The 11,769-nt window shown below is 40.6% G+C and carries 10 protein-coding genes; all 10 read right to left on the bottom strand.

Annotated elements, in window-relative coordinates; all coding sequences use genetic code 11:
- Positions 1-115 precede the first annotated feature (115 nt).
- On the bottom strand, positions 116-1,006 hold the full coding sequence (locus tag J2T13_RS25580; protein ID WP_429375467.1) for a PhzF family phenazine biosynthesis isomerase: 891 nt from the start codon (positions 1,004-1,006) through the stop codon (positions 116-118).
- A gap of 251 nt (positions 1,007-1,257) precedes the next feature.
- Positions 1,258-1,650: a VOC family protein gene (locus J2T13_RS25575; RefSeq protein ID WP_429375465.1), complete on the bottom strand. Its 393-nt coding sequence runs from the start codon at positions 1,648-1,650 to the stop codon at positions 1,258-1,260.
- Positions 1,651-1,813: 163 nt separating this feature from the next.
- Positions 1,814-2,944 (bottom strand): tyrosine-type recombinase/integrase, encoded by a 1,131-nt coding sequence (locus tag J2T13_RS25570; protein WP_429375464.1) that lies wholly within the window; start codon positions 2,942-2,944, stop codon positions 1,814-1,816.
- Positions 2,945-3,085: 141 nt separating this feature from the next.
- Complete coding sequence (locus J2T13_RS25565) at positions 3,086-3,814, bottom strand: suppressor of fused domain protein (RefSeq protein ID WP_429375462.1); 729 nt, start codon at positions 3,812-3,814, stop codon at positions 3,086-3,088.
- A 214-nt stretch (positions 3,815-4,028) separates the two neighbouring features.
- Positions 4,029-4,661 carry an HAD-IA family hydrolase gene (locus J2T13_RS25560; RefSeq protein WP_429375460.1) on the bottom strand — a complete coding sequence of 211 codons (633 nt, stop codon included), beginning with the start codon at positions 4,659-4,661 and terminating at the stop codon, positions 4,029-4,031.
- An 80-nt stretch (positions 4,662-4,741) separates the two neighbouring features.
- Positions 4,742-5,098 carry an MmcQ/YjbR family DNA-binding protein gene (locus tag J2T13_RS25555; protein ID WP_429375458.1) on the bottom strand — a complete coding sequence of 119 codons (357 nt, stop codon included), beginning with the start codon at positions 5,096-5,098 and terminating at the stop codon, positions 4,742-4,744.
- A gap of 177 nt (positions 5,099-5,275) precedes the next feature.
- Positions 5,276-8,473 (bottom strand): bifunctional cytochrome P450/NADPH--P450 reductase, encoded by a 3,198-nt coding sequence (locus J2T13_RS25550; RefSeq protein ID WP_429375456.1) that lies wholly within the window; start codon positions 8,471-8,473, stop codon positions 5,276-5,278.
- Positions 8,474-8,719: 246 nt separating this feature from the next.
- Positions 8,720-9,799 carry an AI-2E family transporter gene (locus tag J2T13_RS25545; RefSeq protein ID WP_429375454.1) on the bottom strand — a complete coding sequence of 360 codons (1,080 nt, stop codon included), beginning with the start codon at positions 9,797-9,799 and terminating at the stop codon, positions 8,720-8,722.
- 90 nt (positions 9,800-9,889) lie between these two features.
- Positions 9,890-11,008: a rhamnogalacturonan acetylesterase gene (locus J2T13_RS25540; protein ID WP_429375469.1), complete on the bottom strand. Its 1,119-nt coding sequence runs from the start codon at positions 11,006-11,008 to the stop codon at positions 9,890-9,892.
- Positions 11,009-11,298: 290 nt separating this feature from the next.
- A complete protein-coding gene (locus tag J2T13_RS25535) occupies positions 11,299-11,655 on the bottom strand; it encodes a hypothetical protein (protein ID WP_429375452.1) in 357 nt (118 codons plus the stop codon).
- Positions 11,656-11,769: the final 114 nt, after the last annotated feature.

Raw genomic sequence — 11,769 nt, 5'->3', positions numbered from 1 at the left:
TTTCTGCTCATATGTTCACGATCGTGGTAGCCTTCATACCGTCGTTATGAAGGCCTTTTTTTCGGGCAACTGCGCAACCAATCCAAAGTGTTAGAGGATGTTGGCTCTTCTTCGATTATTCATACTCAATCTTAAATTCTTGTACATATATCGCTGTTCCTGAAATAAATATATCCATATCTTCTTCGCTTCGTATTGCTTTTACATGCACTCTTCCATCTCTTCCAATTTCCTGGCCTTGCTCCACAATAAATTCAACAGAAGTTAAGTTTTGATTTACATACAATAAATAATAAGCACCCATTACACCTGATGCTGTCCCCGTTACTGGATCTTCAATTGTGCCTGAATAAGGAGAGGAAAAATGTCTTGCATGCATCAACGCTCTATTATCATAAGTCTCAAAACATATCGGATGTATTGATGATTTGACATTCTCAACTAGTACATTTGGGAACTGTTGATTTTTTGGTGTCATATTATTAAAGCTGCTCAATTTCTTGATTGGGATCAGTAAGGTCCAAGTACCAGTACTTCCATAAACGATAGGCTTATTTAAATCCAACTCTTCTTTCACTAATCCCATTGACTCGGCCAACTTATCTATGTCCCCATTAAAAGATGTAAATTGAGGCCTGTCTTGTTTCATCTCTATTGATAGCTGGTCGTCCATCTGATCAAATTCGATTGGTAGTATACCTACATTCGTTTCAATCTGAATAAGTTTTCTATCCTCGAACATCCCTTTCGACTTTAGACAATATAATGATCCTATAGTTGCGTGCCCACAAAGATTTATCTCGTGTCCTGGAGTAAAATACTTTAGTCTTAGATCAGCCTTCTCTGAATTCAATACGAACACAGTCTCATTAAAGCCGACTTTAAAGGCTATATGCTGCATTTCATCCTTAGTTAAGTAGTCAGCATTCAACACAATACCAACGGGATTCCCTTTATTCGGAACAGATGAAAAAGCATCATAATGAAGGACATTAACAATATTCATCTTAATTCTCACCTTTCCATATGTATTTAGCCAATTTCGTCTAACGTTTGCACATTCCTGACGTTCAAGCAGCTTAAGTGACCAAAGGGAACGGGTCGTCAGACTTAGCTGGTTGAATGTATCGCCTGAATCCACTTCTCCGATATCCCTCTTGGCGACCAAGGAGCGTCAGCGACGATGCAGGAATGTAATGTTATCAGATGTTGGGGCCTTCTTTGAGTCGCATAACTTCTTTCTTTTTCTTGCTCTTACTATCTCCATACTTTCATTCTTTCCTCTAAGTTCGATGTATGTAATTCAAGTTGAGTTCCATCTGGATCTAAAAAATTGATTGACCACCCAGTTCCACGCTTTATTGCTTGCCTTACTATAGTTATATGATCATCTTGGAGTGACTTTACTGCATCCATGAAATGCTCCTCCGGAATATAAAATGCAATATGATCTACTCCTAACTGTCTCCCTGTATTCTCAGTGTACCTATCTCTTTCAATCAAACAAATCCATGCGCTTCCCCATTCTAGATATGCATCCTTCTTCCCTTGATGTCTTATCTTTAGTCCAAGAACACCTGTATAGAATTTTATTGATACATCGAGATTCCTAACGTTTATTGTTATATGATTGAATCCTTGTACTTGCATTTTATTTTCCTTTCTAAAATCACATAATTACGGTTTCTATTTCTAGTATTTATCACATTGCCCCGATTTCTGATAACTACTAATCCACGAATTCGTTTATCCCTCCAATACAGTTGGATAGACGAATTCGCTTTATTCCCCTCTTCAGGTGTGATAGACGAAGCTATTGGTCCTCGTCGTCCATCCCTATTCGATCCAGAGGACTCTGGATGCGGCGGATATCTTTAATACTGACATGGGTATAGATTTCGGTTGTCTTCGAGCTTTCATGTCCAAGTAATTCTTGAATGTATCGAAGATCTGTGCCGTTCTCTAATAGGTGAGTGGCGAAGGAGTGCCGCAGCGTATGCACTGTTGCTGGCTTAGAGATTCCCGCTTTACGCATAGCCTTCACAAATACATGCTGCATTGAACGTTCAGTAAGATGATGATCGAGACCTTTTCCTCCTGGGAATAAATATTTAACTATAGGTTGAGTCTCCATATAATTCTGTAGCATAGCATAAGCTGCATTGGAGAGAACGGTGAATCGATCTTTCCCTCCCTTTCCCTGTCGAATATGAATGGTTTTACGCACAGGATCGATGTCCTGCTTCGTTAAGCGAACAGCTTCACCGATTCGAAGTCCAGACGAGTAGATCAAGGCTATCAATGTTCGATGTTTTACATGTTGTATGGCCTTCAGCAACTTAGCTACTTCACCCGAAGATAGAACAACAGGAAGTTTCTTTTGCCGTTTTGGCCTAATCCATTGGTTCAAATCGCTACGACCCAGAACCGTAACAAGCCAGAACCGTAGAGCACTAACCGCTTGATTCACATAAGAGGATGATCGCGATTCATCAGATAATTTCAATAGGTATGCATGAGTATGGTGAGATTCAGCGTTCTTTAACGGAATCGTTAACATCCGCAAATAGCGTTCAGCGTGACCCATGTAGGCCTTTTGAGTCTTGATGCTATACCCTTTCATCTTTAATGTGTCTTTCAACTTTTTCAAAGCATTCTTCTCATCACCAGATTGAAGTTGCATAAACTCAGGAAACCGCTCAACCAATTGTGTACTTTTCACCTCCACAGGTACATCCTGCAATGCATGGCAAAGGACCAGAATGGCAGATTTACTCCCTGGAATCACCCAACATTTTGACGTAGCATCCCATCTCCTACCGGGAACACTTCTAATCGCATTAATCCATTCTTCATTATAAGGTGTCTCAACAATCACATCACCATTCGGTGCAGCATCCAACACGACATTGTGACTTAATGAGTATACATTCGCTTTCATCATTCCATTCTCCTTCCAAATTATAGAATATGGTTGTTACAACACCAGACAAAAAAAGACAAATCGCTCATAGAGCAATCTGTCTTCCGGCACTTCCGCAAGTTCGTAAATATTTCTTATAACAGATGAATTTAAGGCTGTTTTTTAAAAAATCCACAATGTTTTCTTACAGACACTTCTTCTCTTGAGATCAACTAGCTCATTTACGCCGGCCTTTTCTAATTTCTCAACGAGAGCATCAGTTCCCTTTTTCAATTTAAAATCCATCTCATTCGTATAAATCGGGATCAAGCTAAAGAAATGTACACTCTTACCGTTAGCTAATTCTAAAGTGAAGAATTCGTTGGCATTGTCCACTGTTGTTGGAATAGAAAGGATCATACCGGTAAAATCAGTGTTCGTAGCGAAGGGTCTTGCTGGATCTCCATTAGGTATGGTGTGTGCACGGTACAACCATGTCTGATACTCATGCGGAAACCTCGCAAGTTTCTTCAACCAAAGTACAGGCCAATAGTTCTCTTCCTGCTTAAAGGCTTCGTCAGATACCTTCCATTCACTAGGCAGACATATGACGAGTTCAGCAAATTTGAAATGATCAGCCCCTTCTGGAACCGTCATAGGTAAATTACTCATACCAGATGTTACTAATGTATAATAATTTTTTTCTTTAGTGGGCTTCACAATCAGAATATCTAGATGAACAATATCTGATATGATCTCATGAAAAACACCATCAATTTTCCCTATGTATTTTTCCACATGGTTTGAAATCATTTCTAGTGCTTCTTCGTCTGCAGACGCGAGTCTAATATCCTCCGTTCTTTCCTCATACCGAAAAACCGCTTCACCTGATGGAGCTACTTCCTGACTCATAGGGCCTCCTACTTAATAATTATTTTCTTAATACCTCTAATTAACTCAATACCTTCAATGAACGAAATCACCAGAATCATCGACACAATCTGAGCATTCCCGCATATGTATATACATTCGCTCTCACAATTCCAATATCCTCCATCATTTATTCACTTCGATTTTTCGATTTCATATCCTTTCCCTTTTTACATCTTGCTTCAGCTCATCTGTCTTATTCAACAATACTAATGATCTCATGAGGCTCTTGTATTAAATAATTCGGATTTTTAGAGAGAAGCATTTCACTATTATAAAGGCCCCATGAGACAGCAATCACTTCAACATGATTTCTCTTGCAGGCATAAATATCTCTTACCTCGTCCCCTATATAAATGAGTTCTTCATTAGATATTTGGTGCTCCCTCATATAGCGCTTAATGGCTTGGTCCTTTCCAAATAGCCCCTTTGATGATGTAATGTGACTAAATAAGTTGATTTCTTTATGGTTCAAATATGTATTAATATTTAATTCTGAGTTTGAAGTAATAATAGATATAATGTAACCCTTACCCTTCAATTCACTTACGACATCAATTATTCCATCAACAAAATTCAGCAACTCTAGATACGATTTGTACTTGTCTTTAAACTCTTTCCCTATCTTTCCTAGCGTAAAAATCCTGAATATTGAAGCATCGAGCGCCTTAATTCTTTTTCTCAGTGGGAGATTCATTATAATTTGATACTCTTCCCGTTCAAGCTTCTTAAGTTTGTATTGAACAGCTAACTCATTGTATACCTTAACAATCACTTCGGCAGAATCTACAAGTGTCCCATCAAAATCGAAAACGACATGTTTTTTCATGAATTAACCTCATCTCGGAGTTTTCTTATGAAAAAGAGGCTCAACTATTATACTCATTCTTCTCGGTTGAATTCGGCAAATTACAACTGAATCATTGATTCCTTCTCCGACTTTTTTAATCCCTTGAAAACCAACTCATACGAATGATCAATCATTTTGAATATTTCCAGTTCTGGAATCGTTCCATCTATTAAGATCGTGTTCCAGTGGTTTTTGTTTAAGTGATATCCGGGAGTAATCGCTGTGTGTTGTTGTCTTAAATTTTCTGCTATAAATGGATCACATTTCAGACTAATCTTAGGCTGATCGCCATTGTCGCTAATCAATGCGAACATTTTGGAGACCACTTTGATTACGAGAACATCATCACCGAAAGGGTAATCCTCTAGTGCCCCTTTTTTTGACAAACAATACTGGGTTAATGCGTTTATATCCATGATTATCTAATCTCTCCTTGAGTGGGGTTGATTTCGTTGCAGTATCTCTCCCCTATAAATTCAATAATAACCCTACAATCCCTGCCTAATCTCATCTCTAACACACAAAAAGACAGCACCCTTAGTGGCATGACTGTCCTTTAGCTGTCAGTTATTTATTTCAGAACAACTTGAAATTCAAATTCCCGACCACACATCCTTCGCATATCGTCCATTATTCTGAAGCCCGTCCAACCACGCTTTGGCTGCTTGTTGATCCACATGGTGGACTTCTTGATAAGCCTCTTCCAACGTCTTCTCCACATCTGGAGCCATCTTACTGCCATCTCCACATAGATATAGTCTGCCGTTATGATCCAGAATGTCGATTAATTCTTCCTTCTTCTTGTTCATTAGATGTTGTACGTAGGTCTTCTCATCTTGTCCCTTACGGGAGAAGGCCGTGTGCAATGTAACGATGCCATCTCTTTCATATTGTTCAAGATCTTCACGGTATATGAAGTCCGCTTCGCTTCTGCAACCAAAGTATAGATGTGCTGCGCCGAGTGTCTTACCTTCCTGCTTCATTACGGCACGTGCCTGTAAGAAACCACGGAAAGGGGCTACACCTGTCCCAGGCCCTACCATAATGATTGGAGTCTCGGCATCTTCTGGAAGTTGGAATCCCGATTCTGGCGTTCTGACGAATATGACGATATCATCACCAGGCTTACGATCGGCCAAGTAATTGGATGCTACTCCACGAAATTCACCACGACCACTCCATGCTGGACTTTTGACAACTGCAACAGTAATGCTAGATCGGTCTGGTGTAAGACGTGGTGAACTGGAAATGGAATAATATCTTGGTTTTAATGGCGGTAACAGCTCCAAGAAGCGTTCAAAGGACATTTCGCATGCCTCATACTTATCAAGAATATCTAACATCGAGATCCGTTTCTCTAGTACATGTTCCTTGTAGGCTCCCTCTTCAAGCAAAGCTTCAATCTCGTTCTTATGTGGAGGACAGATGGTAACCCCCATAAGTTCACGGAGTTGGGCACGAGTTGCCGCTTCCTGTAATTCAACACTATGGCTTAATAAATCATATAAACTCACAGGACGGTCTAAAGGAAGATGGGCCGAACTACGTCCACTTGCTGTCACGACTAATTGATCGTTACCATTCAGAGCGAACCGTCTTAAGACCCTATCCACGATCTCTCTTCTATTGCTAGGTAATACCCCAAGGTGATCGCCTTCTTGATACGTTACCCCTTCAGGTAAAGAGATCTCAATATGCCGGGTGCTTCTACCCGAATCGAAAGTTTGAAGTTCGCGGTTCTCCGTTACTGTAGAGTGTACGGCTTCATAAGACTGAGCAAGAGGTGCACCTGCCAATCCACTAACGAATTGAACCGTTAATGTGCTTCGTTCTTTCTCGACAGTCTCATTAAATGTCAAATCGAATGCATCTATCACATCCGGCCACAAGCGGTCTCGCCATTGCTCTAGATCCCTCTCGAAATCTTCACTGGCATCCCCCTCTCCACGTGGTGAGATTCTTGTGGCTCCCTTATCAGCTAATTGCTTATCGATGAATTTCGGTACATCCTGATATGTACTAGCCCAATTTCGGTCTCCACAACCGAATACCGCATAATTAACGCCGCTCAGTTCACCGGGTTCCACCCTTTCAAGCCATTGCACGAACTCTCTTGCATTACTCGGTGGCTTGCCATTATATGAGGCTGTAACGATAAATACGGCCCCTTCCTTCGGCAATTTCCCTATCCGATTGTTAAGAGTATCCACTTCACTTCTCACACCATGGAAACGTGCCGTATCCGCTAATTCACGGGCAATTCCTTCTGCTGTCCCAAGATTAGATCCATAGAGTACTAACAGCGATAAGTGGTTTGCACCGATGATTGAGGAACTTTGTGGTTCCTGCTGCGCCCGCTTTTTTTCTATACCCGTGCCAGATGTATGGGTAGCTACAGACGGATTCACCTCAACCTGCTTGCGCTGACGGACTCTGATTGTGAAATGATCCGGTTTAAGGGTTAGTGTTTCTTTCACTTTTAACTGATAGTCGGTATGGTCTATGAATTCAAAATGTTTAAGCACCATCCCTAGCACCAGTACCGCTTCATGTAATGCAAATTGCTGTCCAATACAAGCCCGTTGTCCGTTACCGAAAGGCTTATAAGCATCCTGTGGTACTTGGCTCGGATCCTCAAATCGCTCGGGTCGGAATGCCTCGACATCATCTCCCCATGCATTCGTATCACGATGAAGCTTAGGGATCAGCACATTTACGCTCTCCCCCTTCTTCAGTGGATATTTCTCTGCAAGGATCGTATCTTCTTTGGCAAATAGTGAAAAAGCAGGCGCTGTCGGCCATAAACGTAACGTTTCACTCAAGATCATGCGAATGTACTTGAGGTTAAGTACCTGCTTATAGGTTGGCGTTGGATCTGTTAGCACACGATCTACCTCTTCATAAGCCTTTTGTAGCTTGTCTGGATTATTCATGAGATAGTATATGGCAAAAGAAAGCAAACCACTCGTTGTCTCATGACCCGCTATTAGAAATGTAATAATCTGATAGCGAATATTCTCATCATCAATACCTTCACCAGATTCGGGATCTTTATTATTCAACATGCGAGAGAGTAGATCTTCTGATTCTTGATTCCCGTTTAGTCTACGCTCAGCAATAATGTTATCGACAAGAGCGTTAATGGTCTCTATATCGCGCTTGAACTGGCGCTTTGTCATGGGCATCAGTTTATCCTGAATCCCCAGACGTGTCAGTTGACTCATAGCTTCATCTAAAGCTCTAACCATACTGATAATAAAAGGATGGGGTTGGTCACGATAGAAGCTATTAAACCGATAATCGAACCCACATAAACCAATGGTATCTAGGGTGAGACGGGTCATATCTTCTGGCACATTGACACTTTCATCTGGGTTCAGTCGTGCCCACTTCTGGATCAACTGTACCGCAATATCCACCATCATTTGATGGTATCCTTGCATGGCTCTTTGACTGAAACTGGGTAGCAGGATGTTATGTGCCTTTTGCCAATTCGGTTCCTCCGTCCTACTTGTGAACAATCCATCACCTGTAAAGGCACTAACTTTCTGCAAAGGAGCCCACACTTCTTTATCAAAACGAGACTCATCGCACGCTTCAGCTACTAAATCTTGACCGGAAATATAAACCTCACTTCTACCTCCGGGATAATCCATTCTAAAAATAGGGCCAAATTCATCTGCCAATTTCACCAGTGATTGTACGGGTTCATCGATATTCAACTGCGGTATATTACCTAGTGGACCGAATGTTTTAGGTTGTGGGATTTGTGTATTATTATGATTGTCCATTACATTAGTCCTCCATGTTCTCTATTTTCACGCGTCAATTACTACATTTCTCTTAAACATATTTCTTTCTATTATGGTTTCCATCATATGAACTTTAATTTACATACTCTTGATTTACCCAATTCATCCGTAATTGATACAAGAAGAACCATCAGTATCACTATAAAAGTGGCACCGATGGTTCTTCTTATATCTTCCTATGAGGTTATACTAACACTAACATACAAGACATGATTTGGATAAACCCTAAGCATTTTCCCACTTCCGTTTGAAGAACAGATGGTACACTTTGACAATGATGATTTTGACAATCATATATCCTGGAATGATCACGATCATACCGAAGATTCCGAACGCATCACCACCCGCTAAGACCAGTATGACCGTAGTAAGCGGGTGAATATCTAACTGTTTGCCAAAAATATAGGGTGATATAATATTATCCTGAACTTGTTGTGCGACTAGAATGATTATTAAGGACCAAATGGCAACCGAGGGCGATTCAATCAGACCGATAATTACAATCGGTATGGTCGATAGAATAGCACCAATAAAAGGGATAAAGTTCATGATCACGGCTACCATAGTTAGCAACAGTGCATAAGGCAGACCAATAATCAGGAATCCAATGTACATAAGTACGCCGAGAATGACATTGACAACCACTCTCCCTACAATGAAACCGCTAAGAGCTGTATCAATATCTTTCACCACTTTTTTCGTATCTTCACGGAATCTCTTAGGCATAAAACTAACAATTTTCTGACCGAATTTCTCTCCCTCCTTCAACATATAAAAAAGCAAGATCGGGAAGGTGAAGAGAATGACTGCAAAATTAGAAAAGAACGAAAACAACCCTGCTACGTAATTGGTCAAAAAGGAAAATCCACTATTCAGATATTCAGTCAATTTAGATAGCGGACTTACATTTTCCGGAAGAATGGCTGATAGAGCTCCATTCTGTTCCAGTTCTTGCAACTGCTTACCCAGCGTACTAAACAGATTCGGTGCATTGTCTACTAAATTACTAAATTGAGTGCGCAAAGATGGCCATACCCCGATACCAAATAGAACGAGTAGAATCACTACAACTAAATAAATAATTAGAATAGCCCAAGACTTTTTTAATTTAGGTCGTTCCATCCACTTGACTAGCGGGCGTAATAGGTAATAGAAGAAAGCGGCGAGCATTAATGGAACCATAACAACGCTCAATAACGATAGTATGGGCTGAAAGATAAAGTCAACTAGCGAACCCAAGTAAATGATGGTAAATACTAAGATAACAGCGATACAGATTTTGATAAATCGGTTCATTGATGTCAATGTGTTTCCTCCAAGTTATGTCAATTATTCTCCAAACGAATAGCGAATCCTTACTTGTTTACAATTAAATTTCATTATACCGTTATAATCCTAATTAAAACCATCTAATTCTTTATTCGCTAAATCTTCGGCTACGAGTCGAGCCAATTCAGTCGCACCTGAACGATTGGGATGTAAATAATCTTTTGTCATATAAAGCGCTAATGTAGCTTCTGGACCTCTAGACGTGAAGTATGCTGAACTAAGAACATTTAGATCTATCAATGGAACATTCTCTTCCTTAGCCAAAGCTAGAATAGCAGGTCTATACCATCGGTTCTCAGCAGTATGGACGTTGTTCGAATTGAAATCTGTGGCTCTTCCTTGTGGAGTGGATAGGATAACGGTTGCCCCTTTGGACTTAATCTGTATGATCATATCACGCATAATCTCTTTGAATTCGGCTTCCGTTTCTTCATTTTTTAAATTTGAATCATTGATTCCAAGTTGTAAGATGACATAATCCCCAGATCGAGCGTACTTAAGTATGGCTTCTAATTGCCCATCATCTCGAAAACCTCGTGCAATTTGCCCCTCGGACGCCATATTTCTAACCTGAAAAGTATTACCGTCAATAAACTGGGAGAGAAATTGCCCCCATCCCCCTTGCACACTATTAACTAAAGGATAGTAGTTGCATACCGTCGAATCCCCACCAATATAAATCGTTCTTCTTGTCACAGCCCTATGAGATATCTTGCTTATTTCTAGCGCACTTAATGTATACGCAGCCCCCTTACCCTCGGTTGCAAGTATATTTAATTGCCCATCGGTAATAGGAATTTGGAATTTATCTACTGCCGAGTCTCCCATCATATTTATAATTTGATAGACACCTTCAGCGGCAATACTGGTTCTACCTGTTTTCCCAAGTGTCACCTTAACCTCGTAAAGTCCATTTGGAAGGTCCACATTAAAAGTATTATTACTTTTCGTTCCAACAGTTACAAATTGAACCGCATCACTCGCCATTCCCGTGTCTTGTCCCGTTACATTCTTCATATTTTCAGGTGTATTAAATCCATATCCTTGACTGCGGTTATAGGCCATCGTTGCACTAACGCCAATATACCCCGGCTCTACACTTCCACTCCCAAAATCAAATTTGTATATCTTCGTTGCAGCCCTAACCTCAGGCTTACCCACCTCGCTAAATAGTGCCGTTGTCATGACTATAACACCGAGTACTTTGAGCCATTTACTTAACCTCACCACTATGGTTCCCCTCCACCTTATTATCATTTTGGAATATCGTCATCTCAACATGTAGACATTCATTCTTAGCTACTTTCACAATATCACACAGTGACATTTAATGGTAATCATTGACTGAATATAGATTGAGTTTCTTCCATCAGGTTGACCTAAAGCGTTCGTGAGTTCCATAACATAGATATGATAAAAATCCCGGCCCCAATACTTTCTCAGGGTCGGGATTATATAGGTTTATTAACCGAAAATTACTCCGCATCGTCCATATCTTGTACAGTCTTCCAACGATGACGATACTGCTTAAGCTTCGGATGTAGCTTGGCTGGCTCTGAGGTAAGGATCAGTCTAATCTTTACAATCCACTCCTCAAAGGAGGTAAAGGATGCGAATACGTTAGCCGTCTCTGGCGTTAGATACAAAAAGTGTGGTCCTGAATATTTATGGATCAAATGACGCAGAGCTGATTCTATCGGTGTATATTTTTTTCGCTTGCTTTCCCATCCTTCCATGACGACAACATCATGATCCAGCCCATTCCATAAGTTAAGCCGCTTCTCTCGCTTATAAAGGGCACTTACCTGATCCTGTGGCGACATTCGTCTCACTGTCTCTTCATGAAGTGGGTATAACACTTTGGATTGGTTGCGCAGTTGCCCGAAAAAAAGGCCTTCATAACGACGGTATGAAGGCTACCACGATCGTGAACATATGAGCAGAAA

Source organism: Paenibacillus sp. DS2015 (assembly GCF_050433705.1).
GTDB lineage: Bacteria > Bacillota > Bacilli > Paenibacillales > Paenibacillaceae > Paenibacillus_AQ.
Note: the sequence above shows the minus strand (reverse complement) of the source record. Positions and strands in the feature narration are given on the sequence as shown.